Source organism: Sinanaerobacter chloroacetimidivorans, from assembly GCF_018128545.1.
In the GTDB taxonomy this organism is placed as follows: Bacteria; Bacillota; Clostridia; order Peptostreptococcales; family Anaerovoracaceae; genus Sinanaerobacter; species Sinanaerobacter chloroacetimidivorans.
Genome location: NZ_JAGSND010000010.1, coordinates 41,573 through 67,901, shown reverse-complemented (window position 1 = coordinate 67,901; position 26,329 = coordinate 41,573). Strand labels below are relative to the sequence as shown.

At 42.6% G+C, this 26,329-nt stretch carries 30 protein-coding genes and 1 riboswitch; of the genes, 7 read left to right on the top strand and 23 right to left on the bottom strand.

Annotated elements, in window-relative coordinates:
* Positions 1–133 precede the first annotated feature (133 nt).
* From KCX82_RS14530 to KCX82_RS14520, 3 genes are all read left to right on the top strand, one after another.
* The gene (locus KCX82_RS14530) at positions 134–652 is read left to right on the top strand and encodes a biotin transporter BioY (RefSeq protein WP_227019215.1); all 519 of its coding nucleotides are present in this window, start codon (positions 134–136) and stop codon (positions 650–652) included.
* Between the two features lie 290 nt (positions 653–942).
* Positions 943–1,485, top strand: coding sequence for an RNA polymerase sigma factor (locus tag KCX82_RS14525; protein ID WP_227019214.1), 543 nt, complete (start codon positions 943–945; stop codon positions 1,483–1,485).
* Positions 1,463–2,392 (top strand): DUF3298 and DUF4163 domain-containing protein, encoded by a 930-nt coding sequence (locus KCX82_RS14520; RefSeq protein WP_227019213.1) that lies wholly within the window; start codon positions 1,463–1,465, stop codon positions 2,390–2,392. The genes KCX82_RS14525 and KCX82_RS14520 overlap by 23 nt, the downstream gene beginning before the upstream one ends.
* A 102-nt stretch (positions 2,393–2,494) precedes the next feature.
* Here the strand turns inward: KCX82_RS14520 and KCX82_RS14515 are convergent, their stop codons facing one another.
* The 6 genes from KCX82_RS14515 to KCX82_RS14490 form a co-directional block, all read right to left on the bottom strand.
* Positions 2,495–3,094 carry a histidine phosphatase family protein gene (locus KCX82_RS14515; RefSeq protein WP_227019212.1) on the bottom strand — a complete coding sequence of 200 codons (600 nt, stop codon included), beginning with the start codon at positions 3,092–3,094 and terminating at the stop codon, positions 2,495–2,497.
* Positions 3,095–3,505 carry a bifunctional adenosylcobinamide kinase/adenosylcobinamide-phosphate guanylyltransferase gene (locus KCX82_RS14510; protein WP_227019211.1) on the bottom strand — a complete coding sequence of 137 codons (411 nt, stop codon included), beginning with the start codon at positions 3,503–3,505 and terminating at the stop codon, positions 3,095–3,097.
* 81 nt (positions 3,506–3,586) lie between these two features.
* Complete coding sequence (locus KCX82_RS14505) at positions 3,587–4,393, bottom strand: adenosylcobinamide-GDP ribazoletransferase (RefSeq protein WP_227019210.1); 807 nt, start codon at positions 4,391–4,393, stop codon at positions 3,587–3,589.
* Positions 4,390–4,929, bottom strand: a complete 540-nt coding sequence (locus KCX82_RS14500) for a bifunctional adenosylcobinamide kinase/adenosylcobinamide-phosphate guanylyltransferase (RefSeq protein WP_227019209.1) — start codon at positions 4,927–4,929, stop codon at positions 4,390–4,392. The genes KCX82_RS14505 and KCX82_RS14500 overlap by 4 nt, the downstream gene beginning before the upstream one ends.
* On the bottom strand, positions 4,926–5,690 hold the full coding sequence (locus KCX82_RS14495; RefSeq protein ID WP_227019208.1) for a sugar phosphate isomerase/epimerase family protein: 765 nt from the start codon (positions 5,688–5,690) through the stop codon (positions 4,926–4,928). The genes KCX82_RS14500 and KCX82_RS14495 overlap by 4 nt, the downstream gene beginning before the upstream one ends.
* A 70-nt stretch (positions 5,691–5,760) precedes the next feature.
* Positions 5,761–7,269, bottom strand: coding sequence for a radical SAM/SPASM domain-containing protein (locus KCX82_RS14490; protein ID WP_227019207.1), 1,509 nt, complete (start codon positions 7,267–7,269; stop codon positions 5,761–5,763).
* A gap of 167 nt (positions 7,270–7,436) precedes the next feature.
* Here KCX82_RS14490 and KCX82_RS14485 point away from each other — a divergent pair, with 167 nt between their 5' ends.
* Complete coding sequence (locus KCX82_RS14485) at positions 7,437–7,826, top strand: putative ABC transporter permease (RefSeq protein WP_227019206.1); 390 nt, start codon at positions 7,437–7,439, stop codon at positions 7,824–7,826.
* On the opposite strand, the gene KCX82_RS14480 is transcribed toward KCX82_RS14485, so the two are convergent.
* The 3 genes from KCX82_RS14480 to KCX82_RS14470 form a co-directional block, all read right to left on the bottom strand.
* On the bottom strand, positions 7,755–8,672 hold the full coding sequence (locus tag KCX82_RS14480; RefSeq protein ID WP_227019205.1) for a DMT family transporter: 918 nt from the start codon (positions 8,670–8,672) through the stop codon (positions 7,755–7,757). The two genes, KCX82_RS14485 and KCX82_RS14480, sit on opposite strands and share 72 nt — an antisense overlap.
* An 88-nt stretch (positions 8,673–8,760) precedes the next feature.
* Positions 8,761–10,146, bottom strand: a complete 1,386-nt coding sequence (locus tag KCX82_RS14475; protein ID WP_227019204.1) for a citrate/2-methylcitrate synthase — start codon at positions 10,144–10,146, stop codon at positions 8,761–8,763.
* Positions 10,147–10,264: 118 nt separating this feature from the next.
* Complete coding sequence (locus tag KCX82_RS14470) at positions 10,265–10,936, bottom strand: Crp/Fnr family transcriptional regulator (protein ID WP_227019203.1); 672 nt, start codon at positions 10,934–10,936, stop codon at positions 10,265–10,267.
* Positions 10,937–11,177: 241 nt separating this feature from the next.
* Between KCX82_RS14470 and KCX82_RS14465 the strand changes: the two genes are divergently transcribed.
* Positions 11,178–13,718: an FAD-dependent oxidoreductase gene (locus KCX82_RS14465; protein ID WP_227019202.1), complete on the top strand. Its 2,541-nt coding sequence runs from the start codon at positions 11,178–11,180 to the stop codon at positions 13,716–13,718.
* Between the two features lie 88 nt (positions 13,719–13,806).
* Here the strand turns inward: KCX82_RS14465 and KCX82_RS14460 are convergent, their stop codons facing one another.
* From KCX82_RS14460 to KCX82_RS14440, 5 genes are read right to left on the bottom strand one after another with little or no spacing between them, the layout of a single operon-like run.
* Entirely contained in the window at positions 13,807–14,472 is a 666-nt protein-coding gene (locus KCX82_RS14460) for a zinc ribbon domain-containing protein (protein ID WP_227019201.1), read from the bottom strand.
* Positions 14,473–14,520: 48 nt separating this feature from the next.
* A complete protein-coding gene (locus KCX82_RS14455) occupies positions 14,521–14,853 on the bottom strand; it encodes a zinc-ribbon domain-containing protein (RefSeq protein ID WP_227019200.1) in 333 nt (110 codons plus the stop codon).
* A gap of 27 nt (positions 14,854–14,880) precedes the next feature.
* Positions 14,881–15,348, bottom strand: coding sequence for a zinc ribbon domain-containing protein (locus KCX82_RS14450; protein ID WP_227019199.1), 468 nt, complete (start codon positions 15,346–15,348; stop codon positions 14,881–14,883).
* A 26-nt stretch (positions 15,349–15,374) separates the two neighbouring features.
* Positions 15,375–16,040: a DUF4412 domain-containing protein gene (locus tag KCX82_RS14445; protein WP_227019198.1), complete on the bottom strand. Its 666-nt coding sequence runs from the start codon at positions 16,038–16,040 to the stop codon at positions 15,375–15,377.
* Positions 16,041–16,072: 32 nt separating this feature from the next.
* On the bottom strand, positions 16,073–16,450 hold the full coding sequence (locus tag KCX82_RS14440) for a magnetosome magnetite crystal formation protein family (protein WP_227019197.1): 378 nt from the start codon (positions 16,448–16,450) through the stop codon (positions 16,073–16,075).
* 207 nt (positions 16,451–16,657) lie between these two features.
* Between KCX82_RS14440 and KCX82_RS14435 the strand changes: the two genes are divergently transcribed.
* Together KCX82_RS14435 and KCX82_RS14430 are read left to right on the top strand one after the other, a co-directional pair.
* Complete coding sequence (locus KCX82_RS14435; RefSeq protein ID WP_227019196.1) at positions 16,658–18,046, top strand: extracellular solute-binding protein; 1,389 nt, start codon at positions 16,658–16,660, stop codon at positions 18,044–18,046.
* Positions 18,039–19,658, top strand: a complete 1,620-nt coding sequence (locus KCX82_RS14430) for a LuxR C-terminal-related transcriptional regulator (protein WP_227019195.1) — start codon at positions 18,039–18,041, stop codon at positions 19,656–19,658. The genes KCX82_RS14435 and KCX82_RS14430 overlap by 8 nt, the downstream gene beginning before the upstream one ends.
* A 70-nt stretch (positions 19,659–19,728) precedes the next feature.
* Here the strand turns inward: KCX82_RS14430 and ribH are convergent, their stop codons facing one another.
* From ribH to KCX82_RS14385, 9 genes are all read right to left on the bottom strand, one after another.
* The gene (gene ribH / locus KCX82_RS14425; protein ID WP_227019194.1) at positions 19,729–20,193 is read right to left on the bottom strand and encodes a 6,7-dimethyl-8-ribityllumazine synthase; all 465 of its coding nucleotides are present in this window, start codon (positions 20,191–20,193) and stop codon (positions 19,729–19,731) included.
* Between the two features lie 139 nt (positions 20,194–20,332).
* Positions 20,333–21,535, bottom strand: coding sequence for a bifunctional 3,4-dihydroxy-2-butanone-4-phosphate synthase/GTP cyclohydrolase II (locus KCX82_RS14420; protein ID WP_227019193.1), 1,203 nt, complete (start codon positions 21,533–21,535; stop codon positions 20,333–20,335).
* Positions 21,536–21,546: 11 nt separating this feature from the next.
* Complete coding sequence (locus tag KCX82_RS14415; protein ID WP_227019192.1) at positions 21,547–22,200, bottom strand: riboflavin synthase; 654 nt, start codon at positions 22,198–22,200, stop codon at positions 21,547–21,549.
* Positions 22,182–23,303, bottom strand: coding sequence for a bifunctional diaminohydroxyphosphoribosylaminopyrimidine deaminase/5-amino-6-(5-phosphoribosylamino)uracil reductase RibD (ribD, locus tag KCX82_RS14410; RefSeq protein WP_227019191.1), 1,122 nt, complete (start codon positions 23,301–23,303; stop codon positions 22,182–22,184). Before ribD ends, KCX82_RS14415 begins: the two co-directional genes overlap by 19 nt.
* A gap of 161 nt (positions 23,304–23,464) precedes the next feature.
* Positions 23,465–23,579: riboswitch (FMN riboswitch) on the bottom strand.
* 109 nt (positions 23,580–23,688) lie between these two features.
* Complete coding sequence (locus tag KCX82_RS14405; protein WP_227019190.1) at positions 23,689–24,906, bottom strand: site-specific integrase; 1,218 nt, start codon at positions 24,904–24,906, stop codon at positions 23,689–23,691.
* An 80-nt stretch (positions 24,907–24,986) separates the two neighbouring features.
* Positions 24,987–25,241, bottom strand: coding sequence for an excisionase (locus KCX82_RS14400; protein WP_227019189.1), 255 nt, complete (start codon positions 25,239–25,241; stop codon positions 24,987–24,989).
* Between the two features lie 62 nt (positions 25,242–25,303).
* Positions 25,304–25,918: an NUMOD4 domain-containing protein gene (locus KCX82_RS14395; RefSeq protein ID WP_227019188.1), complete on the bottom strand. Its 615-nt coding sequence runs from the start codon at positions 25,916–25,918 to the stop codon at positions 25,304–25,306.
* 101 nt (positions 25,919–26,019) lie between these two features.
* On the bottom strand, positions 26,020–26,160 hold the full coding sequence (locus KCX82_RS14390; RefSeq protein ID WP_227019187.1) for a hypothetical protein: 141 nt from the start codon (positions 26,158–26,160) through the stop codon (positions 26,020–26,022).
* Between the two features lie 19 nt (positions 26,161–26,179).
* Complete coding sequence (locus tag KCX82_RS14385; RefSeq protein WP_227019186.1) at positions 26,180–26,329, bottom strand: hypothetical protein; 150 nt, start codon at positions 26,327–26,329, stop codon at positions 26,180–26,182.

The window sequence follows — 26,329 nt, the reverse complement described above, 5'->3', positions numbered from 1 at the left end:
CACTAAAGTCAATGTTTTTCTTTATTGTAAACAGATCACCGATTTGATTGTAAACCTTATTTGTAATTTTAGTTGACAATTCCTCATGGAAAGCTCTATAATCAAAATAGATTTAAGAAAAGGAGCTTTTGCTATGAAAACGAAACAAATTATTTTATATGGCCTCTTTGCTGCTTTGACAGCCGTATGTTCCATGATTTCAATTCCATTGCCCTTTACTCCGGTTCCAATCAATCTGGCAACACTTTCCGTATTCCTGGCAGGCGGTCTGCTGGGTTCCAAGGGCGGAGCGATCAGCCAAATTGTTTACGTTTTTGTTGGGGCGGTCGGTTTACCGGTATTCTCCAATTTTACCGGAGGGATGGGAATCGTTACAGGCCCAACCGGCGGTTATATTATCGGGTATATAGCTGCTGCCTGGCTCACCGGTTTCCTGATTGAAAAAATGGGCAGAAATTATTATAAGAGCATCATCGCTATGGCAGCCGGTCTTGCCGCCTGCTACCTGTTAGGCACCCTATGGTTCATGTACCTAACCGGTATGGCTGTTGTAGAAGCACTTTTCTTATGCGTCATTCCATTCCTTATAGGTGATGCGTTAAAAATTATCGCCGGATCGATTCTGGTTCAAAAACTATATAAATTCGTATAAATGATTTAGAAATTGACCTAGATAATTTCATAAATTACTGACAACTGACCTTTTTAATTTTTATAATTTTGTAAAGAAAATAGACCTGATTTTAAAGATAAAAATGGAATCGTTATGATAAGCCTGGTTTTCGTAAATTCGCAAACCGTCCGCATCATGACGGTTCTTTTTTTGCTCGCTTCGGTTACTTTATACCGACTCCGGAAATTTTATTTTATTTCAGCCTATTTTTGATGAGACTTTTCATCCTGCATCTTCGTCTAAATACTGTAAGGAGCGTGAAAGCCATAATGTCGACATCAAAAAAAGAAACTTACAGCAGCTTCATTCAATACATAGAAGAAAATCAGAACCGGTTTTATTATCTGGCTTACAGTTACGTTAAAGACCCGGATTCTGCGTTAGACATTGTTCAGGAGGCCGTTTACAAAGGCTTGAAATCCATCGATAAGGTGAAAGAAGCCTCCTATATCAAAACCTGGTTTTACCGGATTCTTGTGAACGCCAGTATGGATGAGCTCCGAAGAAGCTCCCGGTCAATCCCTTCGGATCCCGCGTACTTGTTTCAGGATCAGGGAAACCATTCCCACGATGAGAAAACTCCGGAACAGGCAGAACTGATGGATTTATATCAGGCCCTAAACCGATTGGACCCAAAATCAAAAGCAGTCATTACGCTGCGTTATTTCGAAGATATGAAGCTTACAGAGGTAGCCAAAATCCTGGGTGAAAATGTCAGTTCTATTAAATCCAGGCTGTACCGTTCCCTGGCAAAACTGAAAATTCAATTGGAAGGAGATGTTTTTCACGATGAATCAGAAAAGCAGCAATAACGATAGAAAAAGAAATCACTTGCCTCAGTTAAAGCAAATTTACGAAAGTCCTCCTATCCCGCAGCAACTATCAAAGGTCATTCAAGAGGTTATGAAACAGGCGGAAAAGGAAAAGCAAGAGGAAATCAGCGCGAAAAAGCTTCGGGGTACCTGGAAAATATGGCCGGGAAAGCGATTTGCAGGTGTCGCCGCAGCAGCGGTCCTATTCATTGCAGCCTTTGGTGTCGGTGTCAATACCAGCGAATCCTTTGCCGGCACCATGGAGGATATCCCCGTTTTAAGCAATCTGGTGAAAGTATTGACTGTGCGGGAAATACGAGATACTGAGGAATCCATCGACATGAACATCAAAATTCCCGGAATCGCAGGTCTCAAGGATAAGGAGCTTCAGAATAAAATCAACAGGGAGGTATACGAAAAAGTCAGCAATGCGGTAGAGGAATCCAAGCGTCAAATACTTGCTGACAAGGAAGCCTGGCTGGCAACAGGAGGGAAAGAAGAGGATTACAGACCTATGGAAATTCAGGTGGATTATGAAGTGAAGTCCATCACCAATAACATCCTTTCCTTTATGGTTTGGAAGACCCAAACCGGAGCCAGTGCCTATTTCGATGAATTCTACTACAACTATGATTTAAATGAAAACAGAGAGCTGACACTGGAGGATTTGCTGGGCGCAGATTATATTGATAAAGCAAATAAGCAGATTTCTGAGGAGATCAAAGAGCGCAGCAAAGAAGAAGGCGCCATGTACTGGGACGGAAGCGACGGATTCGAGGGTTTCCAAACCATTGTGCCGGAACAATCCTTTTATGTAAACGAAAACGGCAATCCCGTTATCATCTTCAACAAATATGAAATCGCTCCCGGATATATGGGGATTCAGGAGTTTGAGATCACGAAATAACAAAAACAGCAATTCAAGAAAGCATTACATCATGAGAGTCAACAGTTCATAAGGATTCGACGGTACCGGGATGCCTGCGGGCACCCCGGTACTTTTATTTTTTTAGATTGCCTCATAGACTACTGCCTTGCCTTCTTCCAGGGAAATGGTATATCCTCTGCCCGGCTCGGGCTGCCATTGAAATACATTTTTCCCCTCATTGGGGAAACACATCTCCATGATAATGGAAATCACTCCTCCGTGACAGACGATGATGCTTTTCCGGTCCCGGGCTTCCTTCCCCTGATGACTGCCGAGAATCATCTCGAAGCCTGCCTTTACTCTGGCCCGGAACTCCTTGGGACTTTCTCCGTTGGGGCAAGGAGTCAGCCCCTCCCGATCCTGTATCCAGCTTAGATATGCTTGATTTTCCTCTAACTCATTGTGCGATTTCATTTCAAAATCACCGAAGTGATATTCTCTGAGAGCCGCTATTTGCTGATGCTCTCTGCAGCCGTAAATTAAAAAGAAGGTTTGCTCCGTACGCATCAACCCTGTAGTATAGCAGAACGCCCCGTCGGCACTGGGATAAATTCCTTTTAGCACCAACTGGGAAATTCCGTCTACACCTTGATTTGCCAGAGGCAAATCGGTGCTTCCATAATATCGCAATGCGATGTTCGCTTCTGTCGTTCCATGCCGGATTAAATGTATCTTGCTCATCTATTTTATCCTCTGAGGTATTCCACAAAATATTCTTGTTACTTCCTCTGCTTCCTTTCCTAAGTAAATCATGGTCCTGCCTGTCATTTCCCTCCAGGCTCGCTGCTCAGCTTCATAGGGAACAATCCCTGAAGAAATATCCGTACAGATAAAGATGCATTCGCTCCATTCCTCTTTATGCAGCTCCAAATAATCTTTGGCTTCCATTCCCCGACGCAAACAGTTTATGATAAAAGCTTCAAGATGAACGATTACTTTTTTACCAAAATCAATTTCAACGGGCAAGGAGGCTTCATCCCTTTGAGGTTCCTCTGCAATGGTGCAGTTATAAATCTCTTCCTCTTTAATTCCGAATGTTTCTTTTACATAATCCAGCTTTCCCTGATAAGCTCCTCCAAAGACAAAACGCATGATTTCCCGCTCCTTTATTTATACTGTCTGGTCAAAATAATTTATTTTACTTCTTAATTTCTTTATTAAAATCCAATAAATTCAAAGTGTAAGGATCGAAATTGCCGCAATCCCCCATGCTTCCGCTATGGTAAGGGCGTAGCCTGCAAGATCTCCGGATACTCCTCCCAGCTCTTTCATAGCCGGTACGATTGCTATGAGATAAGCCGGTATTATACTCGTCAGAATAATTAAATTTTCGAAAGAAAACGAGTTCGCCGACATCCCGGAGAGAGCCCCCATTCCCAGGCAAGCCACTGCTGTCACGATGACTGCAAAACATTCCTTTTGATTTTTAGAGTGATTCTCTTCCCTGTAATATTGACTATGTCCCAGCGGTTTTGTACAAAGGACAAAAAAGGCTGAACAGCACCTGCTGATCATAGGAATGAAAATAAGTGACTCTAGAGTACTGACGCGACTTCCTTCCAGTACCCGAAGCTGAAGATTTTCAACTGCCCCCCACATAGCCGCATAGGAGACAACAAAAAGTATCCCTAGGGAAATCACTGCAAATGCCCCGGTATGCGGGTCTTTCAGTATCCTTAGCTTCTCCTCCAGGGGTCTTCTGGACAATAGAGCGTCGTTGGTGTCCATAAAGCCATCCAAGTGCAGAAAGCCTGTTATCAAGAATGGATACAGCATCAATACCGCTGCCTCCAGCTGCAACGGCAGAGGAAGATACAGCAAAAGGAGAGAAAGGGCAAACCAAAGGATGCCGATGAGTAAACCAACCAGAGGAAGGAATACCACCATAAGAGTTCTTGCTTTTTCATTCCAGGGCCTGTAGGGGCAAGGGATAGAACTGAACATCCCCAGTGACATAAAGAAAGCTTCCAAATATTTCACAGCAACCCTGCTCCTTCCCCTTTTATCAGGATGATATTGCCGAAAGCCACCTCTATCACCAGATCGCATACTGCGGCAAGGGTTCTGTCGATATAAGCCAGCCCCTTCCGGTAATCCTCCGTCAGTTTTTCATAGTGAATGGCATCGGAGTAGATATAATCGGATACAAATACCGTATTCCCGGATTTTTGGGCAAAAGCTTCAAGATCAGATGCGACATGAAGATAGGCTTTCTCCTCCACGGTTCCGTCTGATGAGAACATCTCGTTGGATAACAAGGCTGTGACACTGTCCAGCAGAAAACTGCCCTTCCAGTCCGCCTGAATGTCACATATCCTCCTCCCCTGTTCAATGGTGGTAAACCCCCAGCCTTCCCGCTCCGCTTGATGACGTCTGATGCGAAGATGATCCTCTTTGTCTACAGGCTCCATCGTAGCAATATAGTACAGGGGGCCTCCACAGGCCTGTTTCTTTGCCAACTGTTGGGCATAGTAGGATTTTCCGTTTTTACTTCCCCCGCTGATCAGGATATTCATTCAAGCCATCCATTCTCAGAAAGCCAATCCAGTGACCTTCTGCAAGTTAGATTTTCTAAGGTATAAGTAAGATTCCCTGGGGCATATCGCTGAAATCCCTTTAAAATTCTATTATAATCGATGGCCCCTTCATCCAGTGTCCAATGGTTGTCATAAACCTTGTTATTGTTATGTATGTGTACATGACTCAGCCAGGGGCCTAAAGTCTCCACCCATTCCATCAAATCCAGCGTTGTTGTACAATTGGCATGGCCTACATCAAGGCAGGCTCTTATTCTTTGATCATCTATGCTTTGAATCAGCTTTGCCAGAGTATGGGGTTCGTCTTCCAGAACATTTTCAATCATAATATGAAAATTGTGCGGTTTATTCTTCATAAAGTTTTGCCAGAATTCAACAGAACGTTCCAGGAACCAGCTTTTGAAGTAAACATAAGGTACATATCCCGTATGCACCACCATTCTGTTTATGCCATAGGTCTTTGTCAGCTGATAAGACTGCTCCAGGCGCCGATAAGCCAGCTCTAATGCCAGAGGATCTATCGCTGCAGGAAACAGTTCATTAAAAGGCGCATGCATTACAAACCGGCTGATTCCCTCCATTTTCCCTCTGACCAGGGAATCGATTTTGGGAAACTGCAACTGATCCATATTGGATGCAGTACAATATTCATCGATTTCGAGACCGATTTGAAATTCTCTTGCCGCATCAACCGCATCTTCACCAATGGTAGCTACATATAATCTGTCTTTTATACTCATCGATCTGCCTTTCTCCTTCGACATATATCGCCTAATAGTAATGCACTATACCCTTTATAAATACATAGATCTACAAAATAAGCTCTGTAGGCTGCATCAACTGCATTAGCAGGGCTGCATCCTCTTCACTCAACGCCACACCGTATTTTCTGCCCAGAGCAATGAGATTATCCAATCGGTAAATGTCAGATGCCTTGCTGATAAACTCATTCATACGGCCTTCCAGTTTCCCCATAATCAGATCGTCAATACTGATGGTCTCTTCTTCCTTCCCCAGCATTCCCCGAACCTTCAGTCGGTTCAGCATACGCTTTACCACATAGGCATTAATCAGTGAACTCCAGTTTTCATCTCCAACCTCCTGATAGGTGCATGGATTTTCCGAGTTTCTGTCGAAGCCGCATTCCCCATAGCAGATCGGTAAAAATTTGCACTCTTCGCAGGCAGGGATGCTGGTCGGATTATAGATGCCATGTTCATAAAAATTTTTATTTAATTCCACAGTGCCGTCGTTTTTCAGACTGCCGCAGATTTGTCCGTCTCCCGTATCAGAGATGCACTTGAACAGGTTGCCGTGTCCATCAACTATAATACCATACAATTGATGAATAAGACAGAAGCAATCCTTTCTTGAAAACTTCTTAGGCCCAACTCCCTGATGCAGAGAATAATGGATGGCTTCATACATATACTCTTCTTTTGTAAAGTTCAAATCATTTTCTTCCGCGGCAAAGTACTGCGGTTTGCCAAGGCGGGGAATCACTTTATTTTCAAGACCTTTTTCTTCAATAAGGCTCATCATTTCATAAGCGTCGCTGATATCCTCTTTATCTACATTGAGTCTCAGATCGATTTCATCAAAATAGTCCGCGCTTTTCACAATATTGTTTAAAATAATATCGTAGGTTGGACCTCCGTCCTTCTGTCTTTTCTTGATATTATGGTTTTCCCTACAGCCGTCAATTGACATTTTATAATGGGTGATTCCAATCTGATATAATTTTTTTGCAGTATCTTCCGTAAAAAGATATCCGTTGGTAGACATCCCTGAGGAAAAGGCAATACCCTTTTCTTTTGCCAAACCTTGCAGCCGTCCGCCAAGCTCTAAAACAACGTCCAGGGCCAACAGCGGTTCACCGCCATGCCAGAAAACAGCCAGCTTTTCGACTCCATGCAATCGGGATTTGATACCCTCATAAATGGTGTCCTGCACATGTTTGCTCATAATCGTATGATCCTCTGTACTATAGCTTAATTTTTCGTAACAGTAGGTACAATCTAAATTACATTGATAGGTAGGAACGATAACCACCGACAACAATCTCTTATCAAATTTTGATTTCAAATAATCCACTTTTACAATGGCGAGCTCGTTGGTATTTTCATCTACGATGAAACCTTTCTTTTTAAAGTCATCAATCTTTGTATAATGTATACCCAAACTGCGATCACAAGTCTTGATAAATTCAGCTTCTCGTGTGGTCAGTATTCCCACTGAATCTTTAAAGGTGTTGTAAACCACGGTGTAATCCTTGTTGAATTGATATGGATATACGATATTGTACCTAGATGGTTTCATTTTCCTTCACCCTCCTTAAAGGCATAAACTGCAGACTTCATTAGAATTATTTGACAAATTGATTCTATCATTTATTATGTTTTTTTTCCAGCTATAAACGATGTCTATTTACAAATAATAATTTCAGGCTGCTGACATGGAATTTTAATGACACAATAGGAGAAGATATGGAAGTATTATTGCGAAATCTTAAGATATTTTTAATCGGCGCTTTTGGTTACGGCCTTATGGAAACCTTTTTTCGAGGCGGCACCCATTGGACGATGCTCGTAACCGGAGGTGTTTGTTTTGTCATACTGTACTATATAAATTCAAAAAATGAAAATGCCCCCCTTTGGAAAAAATGCCTTGTGGGAGCTTTAATTATCACAACGATTGAATTTGCAGTAGGCTGTATCGTCAACCTCTGGCTTGGCTGGAATGTTTGGGATTACTCCCGCTATCCGTTTAATATTTTCGGGCAGATTTGCCTGGCATTCACCTTTTTATGGTTCCTGCTCTGCATTCCTTTGGCCTATTTTACTCGATTTATCCATATCCGTCAGAATCGAATATAGAATACCTGCAATGATGAAAATACCGCCGATAATAAAGTTAACTGTAATGATTTCACCAAGGAAAAGGACACCCAGGAGTGTGGAAACCATAGGCTGCACCGGATAAAAAAGCGAGCAGGTTGCAGCATCAACCAAAGACAAGGCTTTGTTCCAAAGGAACAGAGCCAGGGATGTACATACGATTCCGATATAAAGAATTGCCGCTATCAGACTCGGCGTTACCACCGACCAACCGATATGGTTTTTGATCAGTTCATAAGTGGAAACCGGAAAAGCCAGAACCACTGCCGTAGACATCCCATAAAGAGTAATGGTAAGAGAATCATATTTCTTTGAAACAAGCCGAACCAGCACAGATGCTATGGACCATGTAATTACAGCCCCTAAAGACAGAATTACACCAAACATAGCGCTCTTCCCCTCAATATTCCCAATGATGATACCGGCACCGGCCATGGTAATGGCGACAGCAATTACTTTATGTAAAGTGGCACGTTCTTTTAACACAGGAATCGCTACCAAAATAATGACCACAGGATTGGTGGAATTGATTAAAGAAGCCAGCGATGCATCACAGTATTGAATGGCAGCCAGTTGAAGACCGATCCCAGAAAAATAACCGATTGCACCGATAGCAAAAAAATATTTCAAGTCTTTTTTCTCTATCTTTTGAACCTCTCCTCTTTTATAGACAAAATACAAGATGGCGGCGCCGATTGCATATCGTATAAAAAGCAGAGTAAAAGCCGGAATGCTCTCCACAACAAATTTGCCTGCGACATATAAACTGCCCCAGGCTGATGTAGTTATAAGTAAATAAATGTATGCTTTCTGTTTTTGATTCATTTTTCGTTTTTTGTTCTGTTATTATGATCTGTTGTTTCCGATCTATTGACATCTATGACAGACATCTATGACCTATTGGTTCTTTCATTTAACGATCTTTTATCGCAACATATTCCTTTCTCGGAGCAACACTCTTGTACGCAGGTCTGATAATCTTTCCGGCATTGACAAGTTCCTCGATGCGGTGGGCACTCCAGCCTGAGATTCTTGCTATAGCAAAAATAGGCGTGTACAGCTCCAGTGGTAAATCCAGCATGCTATAAACAAAGCCGCTGTAGAAATCAATATTCGCACTGACACCTTTATATATTTTTCGTTCTTCTGCAATTACCTCTGCCGCCAGCTTTTCCACCAGAGAATACAATCGAAATTCTTCCATTCTGCCCTTTTCCTCAGAGAGTCTCTGAACAAAGCGCTTGAAAATATTCGCTCTGGGATCGGACAAGGAATAAACGGCGTGTCCCATACCATAGATCAATCCGGCTTTATCAAAGGCTTTTTTATTTAACAGATCCCTGAGGTAACCGGAGACCTGTTCTTCACTGGTCCAGTCGGAAACATTTTTCTTCAAGTCATCAAACATTTGCACAACTTTGATATTTGCTCCCCCATGCTTCGGTCCCTTTAAGGATCCCAGAGAAGCTGCCACAACAGAATAGGTATCTGTTCCGGAAGACGAAACCACATGGGTGGTAAATGTTGAATTGTTTCCTCCGCCATGCTCCGCATGAAGCACCAGTGCGACATCTAAGATCCTGGCTTCCAGCTCGGTATATCTGCAGTCGGGTCTGAGCATGTACAAAATATTTTCAGCAGTAGACAACTCCGGTCTTGGCGTATGGATAAACAAACTGTCTCCGGCAAAATAATGCTTATATGCCTGATAGCCGTAGACGGACAGCAGCGGGAATACGGCAGTGAGCAGCAAGCCTTGCCTTAAGACGTTGGGAATACTGATGTCATTGGCTTTTGTATCATAGGCATGAAGGGTCAGCACACTTCTGGCAAGCGTATTCATCATATCGGAGCTTGGAGCCTTCATAATGATATCTCTGACAAAGCTTGTGGGTAATGTTCTGTATTTTGCCAGTAGGCTTGAAAAATCTGCAAGCTGCTGGTCCGTAGGCAGTTTTCCAAAGATCAGAAGATAAGTCACTTCCTCAAAACCAAACCGTTTTTCTTTGATGAATCCGTCGACGATATCCTCAATATCGACGCCTCGATAGAAAAGTCTTCCTTCACAGGGAACTTTATCCTCACCATTCATCTGGAAGGATTGGATTTCCGAAATTTCCGTCAGCCCTGTGAGGACTCCATTCCCATTTACATCTCTTAAACCTCTGTTAACCTTATATTTTGAATAAAGCTCAGCATCAATGGAGCTGTTTTTCAAACATAAATCGGTGAGCGCCAAGATCTCCGGCGTAATCTCAGAATATTTACTATCCAGTGTATTAAACTTTGTTTCCAGCAATGTAAATTCCCCCTTTCAAAATATCGCAATAAACCCCAAAATCCCAAATTGGGTTTCATCTAGTATACTATAAAAATAGATTACAAACAACTAAAATAGACTTGCAAACACAACATTTTTACAGGTATTCCGTCAATTTCTTCCTGTTTACTATCTTTATTCCTTTTCTGGATACATTCACAATTCCTTCATTGGAAAAATACTTCAGCATTCTGGAAATGACCTCTCTGGCACTGCCCATATGACCTGCAATCTGCTCATGGGTCAGGGTAATCACGTCTCCGTTCTCCAGATTGGCCTGCTCCAGCAAAAACATTGCCAATCGCTTGTCAAGCTTCATAAAGAGAATTTGTTCCATTACCCACATGGCTTCCGAAAATCTCATGGAGATCAAATCGGTCATGAAATTCCCCACTGCAGGATTTTCCTTGGCCAGTTTGTCATAAACCGAAGAATTCAGTACAAAGAGTTCGGTGTCTCCCTCAGCATCCACATAAATATCAAAAGAAATGTTTCTCAAGATACAGGATGCGGAAAGCAGGCAGATATCATTCTCCAAGAGCCGAAACAGCGTCACTTCCTTCCCTTCTTCCGAGAGTAAGTATACCCTGATTCTGCCCTTTTTAACAGCAATGACCCCGGTGCAATCTTCATATCCGCCATGGACCTGCTCCCCATTTTTATACGCATGCAAAATGGTATGATCCATCACCTGTCTTTTTTCATTTTCTTTTAGATTCTTCCAAAACGGAAGTAATTCAGACAGTAGTTTTTTATCTTCCTGATCCATGCCTATCGCCCCCTTAATCCTATTTTCTTATTTGATCGTCACTTTGTCAATCATAATATGGAAATGTGACTTTGTCACTGAGATCCCTGCTCTGCCGTGCTAAGATTGTTACAAGAATATCAATCATGGGTGCAGAATCTCCATTTTATAAAAACTCTGCTGAGTATTCATTGTACCCCATTCAGGAAATAATAAATCGTAACATAAAATCAGAAAATCATATGTATAGGAGAATAAAAATATGAGTAAAAAGGTTTTAATCATTGGAGGTGTTGCAGGCGGTGCCAGTACGGCTGCAAGACTCAGAAGATTGGATGAAACACTGGAAATCATCATCTTTGAACGTGGAGAGTATATTTCCTACGCCAATTGCGGTTTGCCTTATTACATCGGTGATGTGATTAAAGAACGAGATGCTCTGCTCCTTCAGACTCCCGAAGCGATGATGGCTAAATTTAATATTGACGTTCGCGTAAATCATGAGGTTCTTTCCATTCAGAGAGAAGTCAAAGAGGTTACCGTGAAAAACGGTAAAACCGGCGAAGAATATCGTGAAGCTTATGACACTCTGTTAATTGCTACCGGTTCTTCTCCTATCAAGCCTCCCATTCCCGGCATTGACGGACCTGGAATCTACACTTTATGGACCGTACCCGATACGGATCGGATCAAGCAATTTGTAAGGGAGCAGAAACCGAAAAAAGCTGCCATTATCGGCGGTGGGTTTATCGGTTTGGAAATGGCCGAAAATCTGCACGCTGCAGGCTGCCAGGTGACCGTAATCGAAATGCAGAATCAGGTAATGGCTCCCATGGATTACGAAATGGCCCAGCTGGTACATGAGAACATGAGAATGAATCATGTCCGTTTGGAGCTTGGAGACGGCGTCAAAGAATTCCGCCAAAAGGAAGGGGCAACCACCATTCTCCTTCAAAGCGGGAAAACAGTGGAAGCCGATATTGTGATCCTGTCCATCGGGATCAAGCCTAACAGTGAGCTTGCAAGGAAAAGCGGGCTGACCTTGAATGCCAAGGGCGGCATCGTAGTGGATGAATTCCTGAAAACCTCAGACCCAAGCATTTATGCTGTAGGAGATGTCATCGAGGTGGAAGAGTATGTATCCAAAAACAGAACCATGATCCCGCTTGCGGGCCCGGCCAACAAGCAAGCCAGAATCTGTGCGGACAATATCGCTAAAGAATACGGATTACTTGCAGGGAAACCGGAGAAATACAACGGAACCCAGGGAACCTCCATTGCCCAGGTATTCGATCTTACTGCGGCAGCTACGGGTGTAAATGAAAAAACATTGACAAGCTGGGGCAAGGAACTGAACCGGGATTACTATATTGCTATCATTAACCAAAAATCCCATGCGGGATATTATCCAGGTGCTACCCCTCTTACCTTAAAGCTGATCTTCAATCAGGAAGGAAAAATATTTGGTGCTCAAATCGTTGGTCAGGATGGGGTAGACAAAAGAATTGATACCATCGCAACTACGCTGCGGCTCGGCGGAACTGTTCACGATCTTGCAGAATTAGAGCTTGCTTATGCTCCGCCTTATTCTTCGGCAAAAGATCCGGTGAATATGCTGGGCTTCGTAGCTGAAAACATCTTATCCGGTCTCGTTTCCATCGTGGGATGGAATGAGCTGGAAAACTTGGCCCAGTCCGGTTCAGAGGACTATATCATTCTGGATGTTGGTGAAGATTTGGAAAGAATGGCATTTTCCATTCCAAACTCCTGCCATATTCCACTGGGTCAGCTGAGAAAACGATATCAGGAGCTGGATAAGGAGAAACTGATCATTCCTTATTGTGCCATTGGCGTAAGAGCTTACAACGCTGCCAGAATTTTGATGAATTTAGGATTCAAAAATGTGAAGATCTTCCCCGGAGGCACCACCTTCTATAAATCCGTATTTCATGACCCTGCAATGGGCCAGCGATCTTCCGAAGGAGGAGAAACCATGGAACACACAACGCAACCAATCAAAACTCAGGAAATAGATATGGGAAAAATTGTGGCAAAGCAAACGCTGGACTGCAGTGGACTGCAATGCCCAGGACCGATTATGCGGGTCTTTCAAACCATAAAAGAAATGGAAGAGGGTGAAATACTCCAGGTATCTGCCACAGATATGGGTTTCGTCAGAGATATCGAGGCCTGGTGCAAGAGAATGGGAAATACACTTCTGAAATCCGAGAGGGTGGGAAAAGAAAATATCGTTTATATTCGGAAAGGTCTTGCCACCGGCAACGGGCTTCCACAGGAAGCTAAGGGAGCTGACAGCATACCGGCCGCCCTTCCCCAGGGTAAAACCCTTATCGTCTTCAGCGGAGATCTGGATAAAGTGCTTGCTTCCTTTATTATTGCCAACGGCGCTGCTGCCATGGGAAGACCCGTCACTATGTTCTTCACCTTCTGGGGCTTGAATGCGTTAAGAAAGCGTGAAAAACAGAGTATTAAGAAACCTCTGATGGATAGCATGTTCGGTGCCATGATGCCGAGAGGTACTTCAAAACTTACCCTTTCCAAGATGCATATGGGCGGAATGGGTACCCAGATGATGAAGAAGGTCATGAAAGATAAGAATATTGACTCTTTGGAAGATCTGATGCGACAGGCTATGTTCAACGGCGTAAAGCTGGTAGCCTGTACCATGTCCATGGATGTCATGGGAATTACAAAGGAAGAATTAATCGACGGAATTGAATATGCGGGAGTTGCTGCTTATCTTGGAGATGCGGAAGAGTCTAACGTAAATCTGTTTATTTAAGCAAATGAAAAAAGAGGACGATTCTATTATGGAGGAATCGCCCTCTTTTCTCGTTATTGTAGAAGATAATGGATGAAATAGAATCCGGCTAAAGTTTTGTTCCGCACTCGCCGCAGAATTTAACACCCTGAGCGATTTCGGCACCACAGCCGGGACAGGTTCTCAAAGATAAGTCCATACCGCAGTTGTTGCAGAATTTTCCGTTACCGCTGGGTTTCCCACAGCGAGGACAAATAATGGTTTTCGATTCTATATCTCCGTTGAACACTTGGGTTTCATCTGCTTTTGCATTGATATCCTCGACCATTTTACGCGCTCTTGCAGCAGAAACCTCCACGTTCATTCTTGGTGCACATTCGACACAAAGTCCTTCATCTTCGTTGAAGTCTGCATCACAAACCCACTGTCTGCATTTGTGACAGCGGTGAAAATGTCTTTGCGCTTCATTTTGAGCCCTTTCAAAAGCCTTCTCGTGCTCTTTCTGCCATTCCGGACTCATGCCGTCAAATCTTTCAGACAGGATATCGCTTCCATAGCCGGCATGCCATACTGCGTCTCCGATCCTGCCGCCGAACAATCCCCCTAATACTCTTGCTCCTCCTGATATCCCGCGGAGCAGTGACCCCTTTTTATAAGTTTCCGATTCTACAAAAGAGGATTTATAGCCATCATGACAAAGATCACAGTAAAAAGTAAACTGAAATCCTGCCTCTGTTGAATTGTCCTCATAATTCCTTGTGAATGCCTTCAGCATTATTTCACCTCCATAAACGGCAACGCTTTCCCCTTAAAAATTGCAGTTCTACTCTCTCCCCAGCTTCTTTCCGCAGGCCCGGCAATGTGAAACATCAAAGAAAACTTTTTCACCGCACCTCATGTTCGGGCAGTCAACCATCAGACTCTCACTGCAGACCTGACATTTTTCCAGTACAAAGGTTTCCTTTCCGCATTTGGGGCAGAGAATGAAAAGGGGCCTGCCGCAGCCTGCACAAATGGGATCATCGGTGGCTACTTCCCATAGGCAGGAGGGGCAGAGTACTGCCAAAGGATCTCTGTGCCCGCATTTGGGGCAAAATTTCGCGTCTGAGTCAATTAGCGTATTACAATAGATACAGGTTTGTTTATAAGATGCCATATTTACCAGTTCCTTTCTCGCTTCCTATTACAGACGGCCTCCGCAGGCACCGCAGAAATGCGCACCTGATTGAAAGGGCTCACCACAGGAAGGGCACTTCTGTTCTGCCGGGGGTGTTAGTTTTGTACCGCAATCCTGACAGAATTTAACACCCTCCGGGTTTACGGTATAACAGTTCGGGCAAATGCAGCTTTCAAACTTTTCCTTTTCCGATTTTTCCTTTTCCGCCTTTTCATTTTGAGCCTGATTGAGTTTGCTTTTCGCATTCTGGATTTTTTTATCATTAAGGTTCAGTTCCATGACCAGATCATTGTATTCCGGCAGTTCTTTAATTTTATCAAATTCTTTTTTTCCGATTTCCGCATAAAGTTCCTTCCGGCGGTTTTCCAATTCGCTCACTTCCGTATGTACCTGAAAGAGTCGAACATCGGGATCATCCTTAGGCATAAAAGCACCAAGTCCTTTCACCAGCCCTCCAAAGATATCGCTGCCCATAGTAAAATCCTCCTTTATCAATATGATTACATAGCAATTTTTTCGTATCCTGCAGGTATTTCAAACAGGCTGTCAGGAACCTGATTGCTCATCTCAAGAATTTCCATGGTGGTAGTCAGCCCTGCAATATCCGCAGTGATTTTAACAAGCTTTTTCCCGTCAAAATAATATTTCAGAGTACCGTCTTCCGTGGAATACTCCTCATAGGTTAAGCCGCCTTCCTTCCCGCTGCCCACATAGGTTATCCCCTCGGTATTGATGGTTTCATCTTCGACTTTATCGGTCTGGGCCATAACCAAAACAGACTTTGCCCCATGATCCACCATGTACATGGTATCGTCCTTAAAAATCATGGTGCTTTCCATACCAGCGCCTTTGCTGATGATTGCAGTATCGTCACCCTTTACGGCAACGGTGGCTTCCATTTCCACCTGCTGGCCTTCCATATCCAGGGATGCTTTATACTTCATGAGGTATTTTTCATCCTTCATCATGGCGATATAAGTGCTGGCAAGCTTATCGCCCAAAGAGTCCGTGTCTACATTCTTAGAGCTCTCTTCTGCCTGCTGATTATCGGATTCTTGCTGTGAAACGCCGTTCTCCGGCTGAGCCTTCTCTCCGCCTCCACCACACCCTGTAACCATGACCAGAACAAAAATCGCCACAAAGATACAGCTTAGAATTTTTTTCATTGGATCCTCCTTATGATCGCTCATTGAATTACTTATTGAATGATTCGAAACCTGCCGATAACCGGCAGTTCTCTAACCTTGCCATTGAGACCGTTTACCAGTCCGAAAATCAGCAAGGCCAGGATTGCCAGGCTGAAAAGTCCGTACAGCAGCGAAACAACACCAAAAAGTCTCCAGGTAATGGTCGCCAGGATGGTGGTAAAAATGGAGAGGACCATATACCCTCCAACACTCAGAATGAGCAGCAGCAAACCCTGGTTGGCATGAAACCTTCCGAATTTCGAATCCTTGCAAACTACCAGAGGCAGAAAAAACAGCAGATACGCCAACCCGGCCATGGTCTTATTTTGCTGAATATCATCGGTATCAAAAATCTCTACAGGAATACCATCTTTGACTTCACTTTGCATCTTATTTTCCTCCTTACTTTTTTAATTGGGGAAGGTATTATCGAATTTTAATTTCGTTGACTACGTTGGATTATTCTGGTAATGTAGTACCGATAAGACCTTCCCTATTATATTAATAAACTGGTATGATTTGTAATCACCCCAAGGGTGATTTTGGAAGAAAAAACAGGGTGATTTTTAGGGTGATTTTGAAACGGAGGCCTTACAATGAAAAAATTTCTGTACATAATGGTATTCGCACTGGTTTTTTTCCTTTTCACAAGCTGCAATGATGATCATGGCCTGAAACCAAAAGAACCGGTAACCTTAAGCCTATGGCACAATTACGGCGGGCAGATGAAGGAAACGATGGACAATATGGTGGATGAATTCAATGAAACCGTTGGAGCAGAGAAAGGTATTATTCTCAGTGTCACTTCCATCTCCAGTTCGGCCGCCTTACACGAAAAACTGATGATGATTGCCAACGGAGATCCTGGTGCACCGGAAATGCCCGATATCACAACAGCAAATCCCAAAACCGCTCTCATTCTTGCCGAGAAAGGCCTTCTGGCTAATTTAGATGATCTCTTTACCGAAAAAGAGCTTTCTGCCTATGTCCCACGCTTTATAGAGGAAGGAAGATTGGAATCCGATCATTTGTATGTTTTTCCTACGGCAAAATCCACGGAAGTCCTTTTTTTGAATCGAACTGCATTTGACAGATTTGCAGCAGAAACAGGCGTAACCTATGAGGATCTGAAAACCTTCGAAGGAATTGCAAAGGCAGCTGTCCTTTATTACGATTGGACCGACGCCAAAACACCGGATGTTTCAGGGGATGGGAAAGCCTTCTATCATGCCGATTCTCTCTTTAACCTTGCACAGGTAGGCTGCAGGCAGCTGGATGAAGACTTCATAAAGGACGGGATGCCGGAAATCTCTTCGGGGGCTTTCCAAAGGTTCTGGCATTTCTACTATGATTCAGCTGTAAAAGGACACTTTGCCATTTTTGACGGATACGCCTCTGATCTGGCCAAAACAGGAGAAATCCTCTGTTCGACAGGCTCAACTGCAGGCGTTCTATTCTTCGATCCCGTTATTACTTACCCCGATAATACGACGGAAACTGCGGAGCTGATGATCCTACCCTATCCGACCTTTGAAGGAGGCAAAAAAATAGCCATGCAGCGAGGCAGCGGCATGATGGTAGCAAACACCACGGAAACCAAAAGGTACGCCGCCGGCATTTTTCTGAAGTGGTTTACCAGCCCGGAAAACAATCTCCGGTTTGTATCATCCACAGGGTATCTTCCTGTTACGGACGAAGCCTTCGGTGATATGATGTCAAAAGAAATCGAGCAAATAGACAATCAAAATATACGGACCCTTTTAAAAACCTCCATCGAAATGCAGAAGGAATATGATTTTTATATCCCGCCTCTTTTCGCTGGAATTGACGTTCTGCAAGACAATTTTAACAATGAAATCCGACAAAAGGCAACGGATTCCAGAGCCGCTTATCGGTCATTGCTGACTGAAATGGCCCCTGATGCAGCCTTTGAACAGGTAAAAACAGATTTTAACATGGAAAAGGTAATTGAATTGAATGAATAAAATCAAATCCCTTTCTGTTCCATTCCGAAATTTGCGTTTTCATCTAAATAAACTGGGCATTCCCATGCGGATACAGCTTTTTCTGCTCCTCACCCTACTTGTGGTGTCCACCATTTTAGGGGTACTTGTCATACTCACGATTAATGGTACCTTTACAATGGGCATCCGTGAAACGGAAAAGGATATTTCACAGGAGCTTACTCATCTTCATCAAGAGATTGATCATCAATTTGACCAGATGTCTGCACATACTGTTGAATATGCAAACGAACTATCCTTCCAGCTGGAAAGAAATCTGGCACAAAGAGGTCTGCACCCGGAAGATCTGAAAAATCATCCGGAGCTCCTGGAAGAAGTCATCGCTTCAGAATATGATCTCAGCCTGTTTACAATGCAGCGAGCCCAGAGCAGCGGAGTTTTTCTGATTTTGGATGCCACTGTGAACCCTGAGGGCGACCATGCGGAGTTTTCCAAATCCGGCTTATATATCAAAGATATGGAACCCAATATTCTCCATTCCGGTTCCTCCTATCTCTTTATTCTTCGAGGACCGTCCGAAATTGGCAGGCAGCACGCCGTAACCTTGCATCCACAATGGCGAATGGAGTTTGACGTGGACAACGCTTCCTATTTTCAGAATCCCATCCAGGCAGCCAGAGAAAATGATCTGCCGGTATCCCGGCTCTATTACTGGAATCCCGGCACTACATTACCCGGAACCTCTGAGGAAGTCATGTTATGTTCTGCACCATTGGTCGATTCCAGAGGAGGCGTTTACGGCGTATGTGGTTTGGAAATCAGCTCTATGCTCTTTAAGATGTCCCACATTCCGGAAAATAACAATTATCAACGCCTTCTTTGTCTTCTGGCTCCGCAGACCGGAAGTAAGCTCAGCGTTTCAGAATCTCTTGCTTCGGGAAGTTATTCTTTACGGAACATAAAGGAAAACGGACAGAGTCTTTTTATCAAAGAGAATGAACCTTTTCCTTCTTATCGTATGGATAACGGCCCCCTTTTCAGCGGTCTCCACAAAAAAATTGGTCTGTATCCTCAGGATTCCGCTTTTAAAGAGGAGTCCTGGGTAGTTTTGCTTGCCATGCCCGACGAAGACATCTCCGCTTCGGTGATACAGTTGAATAAAAAGCTGCTGATTTTGTTCTGCATCCTGTTGTTCACCGGCATTTTTCTGTCTTACATTCTAAGTAAAAAATTTCTTCTGCCCCTTTCCCGGGGAATTGAAATTATCAAGTCAAGCGATTATCGCTCCCGGACCAATAATCCGGAGATCGATGACCTGATCGAATTTCTATCCACCAGCATCCAGACTCAGACGCTCTTAAAGGAAACTCCTCCTGTGACAGAAAAGCTTCCTTCTGTTATTTTTGATGAATTTGTAAAAAATACGCGGCTTCTTTCTCCTGCGGAGCGTGCTGTATTTGATCTTTATGTCCAAGGTTATACCGCAACGGAGATCACAAAAATCTTATGCTTGAGTATCAATACCATCAAAACCCATAATAAGCGCATCTATATGAAATTAAACGTAGCTTCCAGAGAGGAACTGCTAGTTTATGTTAATATGCTGAAGGAAGCAGGCAGAGATATTATATAAAAAAAAGTGGAAATGACAGAATCAAAGAAGCCCCTCAAAGTTTCACTAAGAAGCTTTGAGGGGCCTTTTGTTATTTCAAATTTTTAAGCAAATTTACCATTTCAATAGCGGATACGGCTGCATCAAAGCCCTTGTTTCCGGATTTTGTTCCGGCCCTTTCAATGGCCTGTTCGATGTTGTCCGTAGTGACCACTCCGAAGATCACCGGTACTTCGCTGGTCAGAGACACGCTGGCAATCCCTTTCGATACCTCTGCGCATACATGATCATAATGAGAGGTTGCACCACGAATTACGGCACCCAGGCAGATCACGGCATCATAATTCCCTGATTCCGCCATCTTTTTTGCTGCCAAAGGCAATTCGAAGGCACCGGGAACCCAGATAAGATCAATCTGATCCTCCTTGATTCCATGTCGTAGAAGTCCGTCTTCTGCTCCGCTTACGAGCTTTGATACGATAAATTCATTAAACCTCGCTGCAGCAATGCCGATTTTCATATCTCCCGCTATCAGTTTTCCCTGTATGATATTCATCACTTATTCCCTGATCAGATCTTTCTGTCTGACTTTTCCTTTCCTCTTTAAAATCTTAATTTTCTTCTTTTATAAAGCGCCTGCTCTCTAAATTTGGGAAACAGGCAAGCATCTAACAATTTTTTAGGATTACAGAGGACTAGGCTCCGTAATTCAGCATATGGTTCAGCTTTTCTTTTTTCGTTTTCAAATAAAATTCATTGTTCTCATTACATTCCATCTGAATGGGAACCCGTTCGGTGATTTCCAGTCCATACCCTTCCAGTCCCTTAATTTTTCTCGGATTGTTGGTCATCAGCCTGAGCTTGCCTGCCCCCAGATCTTTCAGAATCTGAGCTCCGATCCCATAATCCCTTAAGTCCTCGGAAAAGCCCAAAGCCAGATTGGCTTCTACCGTATCCATTCCGTTATCCTGAAGAGCATAGGCCTTCAGCTTATTGATCAATCCTATCCCACGTCCTTCCTGGCGCATGTAGAGCAAGATTCCCCTTCCTTCGGAAGCAATTTGTCTTAAAGCCGCTTCATATTGCTGCCCACAGTCACATCGCAATGAGCCCAGAGCATCACCGGTAAGGCATTCCGAATGCACTCGTGTCAGGATCGGAGCGCCATCTTCCACATCTCCCATGACCAATGCCACATGGTGCTCTCCATTCAGTTTATTCTGATAGCCGAACATTTTAAATTCACCATACTTGGTTGGAAGCTTCGTTTCCACCACCTGCTCAACCAGACTTTCCTCCTTGCTGCGAAAATCTACAAGGTCAGAGATGGTAATGATCTTGATTCCCTGTTCCTCTGCAAATTCCATCAGCTCCGGTGTCCGTGCCATAGTACCGTCATCTTTGAGAATTTCACAGATAACACCTGCCGGTTTTAAGCCTGCAAGTCTGGCCAGATCAACTGCAGCCTCCGTATGCCCGGTTCTCTTCAATACACCGCCTTCTCTGGCACGAAGCGGGAAAATATGTCCCGGTCTTCGAAAATCTTCGGGCTTGGCTTCTTCATCAATGAGCATTTTGATGCTATGGGCCCTTTCAAAGGCGGATATTCCTGTATCCGTGTCGATATGGTCTACCGATACGGTAAAGGCTGTTTCATGATGGTCCGTATTGCGCTCCACCATCGGATGAATGGAAAGCCGATCCAGATAGGCTCCGTCAACCGGCATGCATACCAGCCCACCCGCCTTCTTCACCATAAAATTAACCGCTTCCGGGCTGACCTTTTCTGCTGCCATGATCAGATCTCCCTCGTTTTCCCTTCCGGGATCATCCACTACAATTACCATCCTGCCATTCCTGATATCTTCGATGGCATCCTGAATTCTACTAAATTCCATTTTTTCTCCTCCTAAAAAAATCCGTTTTCTGTTAAAAAACTTTCTGTAAGTCTGCTTTTTTTCGCTCTATGTTCATCGCTTCCATAAAGAAGTTTTTCCGCATATTTTCCCATCATGTCGCATTCCAGATTTACCTTGTCTCCCGGTCCCATATTTTGTAAAGTAGTTTGGGCCGCAGTGTGCGGAATGATAGAAACACGAAATGCTCTTTCATCTGCGGAGACTACCGTAAGGCTGATCCCATCTATGGATACGGAGCCTTTTTCAATGAGATAACGGAGAATATCCTTCGGCGCGGAGATGGTGAACCATAAGGCATTTCCATCCTGCGTGATGGACTCAATCGTGCCGGTACCGTCGATATGTCCCGTTACCAGATGGCCTCCCAATCGTGCATTGAGCTGTAATGCTCTTTCCAGATTTACCGGACTTCCCGGCTGCAGATCTCCAAGTCTGCTTCTGCTTAAGGTCTCATTCATAACATCCGCCTCGAAGAAGTTTTTCCCCAGCTCCGAAACGGTAAGACACACACCGCAGGTTGAGATGCTGTCTCCCAGTCTGGTATCTTCTAATACCGCTGAGGCTGTAACTCTGATACGTGCTCCTGTTTTGCTCCGTATCATACGCTCCACCTTGCCCACTTCCTCTATAATTCCTGTAAACATGCGCTATCCTCCCTTCTGTCTTTAAAATAGGCAGTCATTTTCATGTCCTTCCCGATTTGCTCCACACTTTCAAACGTCAAGGATTGAGCCTGATCCGGACTTTGTACCCCCATACCTCCTACCGGTGTCCTGCTGCTTCCTCCTCCGAGAATCATGGGTGCGGTGTAGGCGATATATTTCTGCAGGATTCCCTGCTCCACTGCAGCTGCATTCAGCTCGGCACCGCCCTCCAGAAGGATACTGTCTATCCCCATAGCTCCCAGCCTGACCATAAGGTCCTGAAGGTCTACCCTCTGGTCTTTTTCATGCAGAACCAATACTTTCACACCTGCGTCTTCCAGCCGCCTTCTGGCTTCCGGATCTGCCTGCTCCGTGGTCGCGAGGATGGTCTGATTGTTCACCTGGTCCTGAAGAACCTTACTGTGAAGCGGAATCCGAAGCCGGCTGTCCAGAATGATCCGTTTGGGATTTTTCCCTCCGGTTAACCTGCAGGTAAGCTGCGGATCATCCTTGATTACGGTAGAGACTCCTGTCATAATTCCCGCATATCTGTTTCTGAGCCTATGGACATCTTCCCTTGCTTCTTCTCCGGTGATCCATTTGGACTTGCCGGTTACAGCCGCTATTTTGCCATCCAGACTCATGGCGGTTTTCAAGACGACATAGGGTTTTTCGGTTTTGATATAATAAAAGAAAACCTCATTCAGCTTTTTGCATTCTGCCTCCATGACTCCAACGGTAACGCTCACTCCGGCCTTTACCAGCATGGCAATCCCTTTGCCTTCTACAAGGGGGTTGGGATCGAGGGTTCCTATTACAACACGCTTTATTCTTTTTTGAATGATTAGCTCGGCACAGGGCGGCGTTTTCCCGTAGTGGGAGCACGGTTCCAGATTTACATACAAGGTGGCTCCTTCTACCGATTCCGATGCATTCTTCACGGCGTTTACTTCCGCATGACTCTCTCCATAAGCTTTATGAAAACCTTCCCCGATGATCCGCCCATCCTTCAGGATCACCGCGCCCACCATGGGGTTCGGCGCCGTTTTCCCCATACCCTGTTCTGCCAACTCCAGGGCACGTTTCATATATTGTTCCTCCATAATGGTCCTCCTGTACAATAAAAAACCCTGAGTAAAATAACTCAGGGCGTTTATACATGTTACCATGCATCCTTGTTCTTTGATTGTTTCGGAAAAATAAAAAACTCTGAAATATTTCTATTTCAGAGCGAATACCTTCCATAGCAGTCAAACTGCATCAAAAATCTCTTCTTTCATCCAGACTATACTGTCGGCCTCGGAATCTCACCGAATCATGCCTTGCGGCTCGTGGGCTATACCACCGGTGGGGAATTGCACCCCGCCCTGAAGAATTATTAAGTTGGCTTTATGGTAGCACGATACAATTTTTTTGTCAACTAGTATTTTTTTCATTTAAATTTCAATGTTGTTTACAACCCATTTCCAATTATCTTCTTATAAGTTTTTATAAAGTTACAGGCAATTGGTGTAAATTTGGTGTAATTGGTGTAGGAATTTGTACTCTCTCAATCTCTTTTCTAGCCCTTTCAATATCAACGTGATTGTAGATTTTCATAGTGGCTCTAATATCTGCATGCCCCATTAAATATTGAAGAACTCTAATCTCACAACCTTGCTCGGCTAGTCTAGTACATGCGGTATGTCTAAGGATGTGGGGACTTATATTTGGTAATTGTATATCACGTTCACTATTCATATCAACTATTGTTCTTAACATCCTTCTGATATTATTATGATTTATACACTTACCCGTAACGTGAGATAAAAATACAAAATTCTTATAACCGTCTACATTGAATTCAACGTCTTTCTTTGTAGCCAACCAAATTTTCCTTTGTTCTTGGAATAAATTATAAACTTCGATGGACATAGGTATTATACGTTTACCAGCTTTTGTTTTGGTTTTTGTTGCGTAATATTCTACATGTCCTTTTTCAGATTTAAACCTATACTGTACTTGATGATTTATATTTAATGTTTTATCTTCAAAATTAATATCATTCCATGTTAATCCTGCAACTTCGCTTATACGCAATCCTGTTTTTAAAACTATTTCATACATTGGTCTATATCTTTTCATGCGTGGTCTACTATTTAATCTGTCTAAAAACTCTTTCTCTTGTTCAATGGTTAAAGAATACTTTTTTTCCATATCATCTTCATATTCTTTCATACAACCACTACAAGGATTTTTATAGATAACATTATCATCACACGCTAGTTCTAATGCTGGCCTAATAATCTTTTGTAAGATTTTAATAGTGCCATTTTGATAACCAAGTTTTGCACAGTCTTTATAAAACATTAAGATATTAGATTTCTTAATATCAACAATTTTCATATTGCCTATCTTATTGTTTTTAATGACGTGATTATAATAATATTTATAGTTTTCATATGTGGATGACGCTAAGTTGTTTTTCGTAGCCAAATACAATTCTATTTGTTCGCTTAATGTAGCTGTATTCCTTGATACTCCAACAGCTAACTCTTGAGATATTAATTTTTCATGTTCTCTTAAATCATTTAGATCATTTGCATATATACATTGACGTTTACCATTATGGTCTGTCCATCTATACATGTAGGTTAAATCTTTTCTTTGACTCTCTCCTTTTCTTAAAATTCTACCCTTATTATCTTTTCTTTTGGTAGTCTCCATATTTATCCTCCTGTTAAAACAGAAGTTCTAATATGATACATTCTTAAAATATCACATCAGAACTTCTTTATCAACACATTTTAGATTACACCAATTTTGTTAATATAGTCTTCAAATTGCTTTCGTTTGATTAGCTTTTTGTTTCCTATGCATAATAGAAAATTACAATTACCCGTATTAGTTAAATCTTTAATTAATTCTCTTAAAGTATTTTCACCTATATTTGAATATATGGCTGTTTCTTCAACAGTTAAAGCGAATTTTTCCCAGATAGGTACATTTTGTTTCTTTTTATCATTGAAAGTTATAACACTTGTTAAATTTTCATTTTCCATCTATATATATAAATTCCTTTCATTAAAAAATATTTTAATAAAAAAATAAAGCTACCTGCCATTTAAGCAGATAGCCTTTCACGTAATCTTTTCTCTCGTTCGGCTTTAGAACTGTACCATAGATTATATGCTCCAGTACACCATTCCAGATTATTAACCGTATTATTTGAAGGATCTTCATCTTTATGATTTACTTCCAGATAATTATTGGGATTTGGAATAAATGTAATAGCGACTAGGCGGTGTAATCGCCAGGATTTTTCTTTACCGTCTTTATATAGATTGATTCTTATGTATTTCTTATGTTTATGTTTTGAAATTAATCTTCCTTTTCGGTTTATTACATCGCCATTTCTATTTATTTTATATAATCCTTCATAATCAGGAATATCAAACCATTCGTCATTATCTAAGAAGTCAACATATTTTGCTTTGGCTTTTCTTTGCAATCTGTCTTCTTTTCCATTAAAATTAATGTCCATAAGAACGCTTATTAATCTTGTGGAATATAGACCTTTACCAATTTCCATTCTATAACACATTCCGTTAAAGTCTTTTCTGAAAACCGGTTTAAGAATTTTACCGTTGTAAATTTTTCTTGCTCTTCCCAAATTCGATATTTGATATCCATCATATCCCTTCATATCTTGCCAAACTTCTATATTCTTATTGTTCATAATTTTTTAGTCTCTTAAAAAATTTTTAACACAAAAAAGGCATAGGTTCTATCCCTTGCCTTATCTAGGTCTTTTAAAATTAATTATCTTATAATAAGTACTTACCTCCGAATATTACCTGTTGTTGCCACTATATTTTTCATTTGACGAAGAAAACTATCACTATCATTTTCAGGAATAGTGTCCAATTTTCTTTGTAATAACGCTAAGTATATCTCTATAGCCTTTTTGGCTTCGCTCATAATTTCACCCCTTACCCTATTACCTCTTATATAATTTCTGCATCATCATATTTGGGAATTGCTGAATTATTGCGCTTGCTAAACAGCTAGAGTCATCTCCGTTTTTATTACTAATTTCTTTAAGTACCGCTGTTAAATATTCCTCAATAGCTCTTTTTGTCTCACCCAT

Bases quoted from the DNA above. Each gene is read 5' to 3' on its own strand.
- KCX82_RS14530 (WP_227019215.1), top strand. From the start codon at position 134: ATGAAAACGAAACAAATTATTTTATATGGCCTCTTTGCTGCTTTGACA.
- KCX82_RS14525 (WP_227019214.1), top strand. From the start codon at position 943: ATGTCGACATCAAAAAAAGAAACTTACAGCAGCTTCATTCAATACATA.
- KCX82_RS14520 (WP_227019213.1), top strand. From the start codon at position 1,463: ATGAATCAGAAAAGCAGCAATAACGATAGAAAAAGAAATCACTTGCCT.
- KCX82_RS14515 (WP_227019212.1), bottom strand. From the start codon at position 3,094: ATGAGCAAGATACATTTAATCCGGCATGGAACGACAGAAGCGAACATC.
- KCX82_RS14510 (WP_227019211.1), bottom strand. From the start codon at position 3,505: ATGCGTTTTGTCTTTGGAGGAGCTTATCAGGGAAAGCTGGATTATGTA.
- KCX82_RS14500 (WP_227019209.1), bottom strand. From the start codon at position 4,929: ATGAATATCCTGATCAGCGGGGGAAGTAAAAACGGAAAATCCTACTAT.
- KCX82_RS14495 (WP_227019208.1), bottom strand. From the start codon at position 5,690: ATGAGTATAAAAGACAGATTATATGTAGCTACCATTGGTGAAGATGCG.
- KCX82_RS14490 (WP_227019207.1), bottom strand. From the start codon at position 7,269: ATGAAACCATCTAGGTACAATATCGTATATCCATATCAATTCAACAAG.
- KCX82_RS14485 (WP_227019206.1), top strand. From the start codon at position 7,437: ATGGAAGTATTATTGCGAAATCTTAAGATATTTTTAATCGGCGCTTTT.
- KCX82_RS14480 (WP_227019205.1), bottom strand. From the start codon at position 8,672: ATGAATCAAAAACAGAAAGCATACATTTATTTACTTATAACTACATCA.
- KCX82_RS14470 (WP_227019203.1), bottom strand. From the start codon at position 10,936: ATGGATCAGGAAGATAAAAAACTACTGTCTGAATTACTTCCGTTTTGG.
- KCX82_RS14465 (WP_227019202.1), top strand. From the start codon at position 11,178: ATGAGTAAAAAGGTTTTAATCATTGGAGGTGTTGCAGGCGGTGCCAGT.
- KCX82_RS14460 (WP_227019201.1), bottom strand. From the start codon at position 14,472: ATGCTGAAGGCATTCACAAGGAATTATGAGGACAATTCAACAGAGGCA.
- KCX82_RS14455 (WP_227019200.1), bottom strand. From the start codon at position 14,853: ATGGCATCTTATAAACAAACCTGTATCTATTGTAATACGCTAATTGAC.
- KCX82_RS14450 (WP_227019199.1), bottom strand. From the start codon at position 15,348: ATGGGCAGCGATATCTTTGGAGGGCTGGTGAAAGGACTTGGTGCTTTT.
- KCX82_RS14445 (WP_227019198.1), bottom strand. From the start codon at position 16,040: ATGAAAAAAATTCTAAGCTGTATCTTTGTGGCGATTTTTGTTCTGGTC.
- KCX82_RS14440 (WP_227019197.1), bottom strand. From the start codon at position 16,450: ATGCAAAGTGAAGTCAAAGATGGTATTCCTGTAGAGATTTTTGATACC.
- KCX82_RS14435 (WP_227019196.1), top strand. From the start codon at position 16,658: ATGAAAAAATTTCTGTACATAATGGTATTCGCACTGGTTTTTTTCCTT.
- KCX82_RS14430 (WP_227019195.1), top strand. From the start codon at position 18,039: ATGAATAAAATCAAATCCCTTTCTGTTCCATTCCGAAATTTGCGTTTT.
- ribH (WP_227019194.1), bottom strand. From the start codon at position 20,193: ATGAATATCATACAGGGAAAACTGATAGCGGGAGATATGAAAATCGGC.
- KCX82_RS14420 (WP_227019193.1), bottom strand. From the start codon at position 21,535: ATGGAATTTAGTAGAATTCAGGATGCCATCGAAGATATCAGGAATGGC.
- KCX82_RS14415 (WP_227019192.1), bottom strand. From the start codon at position 22,200: ATGTTTACAGGAATTATAGAGGAAGTGGGCAAGGTGGAGCGTATGATA.
- ribD (WP_227019191.1), bottom strand. From the start codon at position 23,303: ATGGAGGAACAATATATGAAACGTGCCCTGGAGTTGGCAGAACAGGGT.
- KCX82_RS14405 (WP_227019190.1), bottom strand. From the start codon at position 24,906: ATGGAGACTACCAAAAGAAAAGATAATAAGGGTAGAATTTTAAGAAAA.
- KCX82_RS14400 (WP_227019189.1), bottom strand. From the start codon at position 25,241: ATGGAAAATGAAAATTTAACAAGTGTTATAACTTTCAATGATAAAAAG.
- KCX82_RS14395 (WP_227019188.1), bottom strand. From the start codon at position 25,918: ATGAACAATAAGAATATAGAAGTTTGGCAAGATATGAAGGGATATGAT.
- KCX82_RS14390 (WP_227019187.1), bottom strand. From the start codon at position 26,160: ATGAGCGAAGCCAAAAAGGCTATAGAGATATACTTAGCGTTATTACAA.
- KCX82_RS14385 (WP_227019186.1), bottom strand. From the start codon at position 26,329: ATGGGTGAGACAAAAAGAGCTATTGAGGAATATTTAACAGCGGTACTT.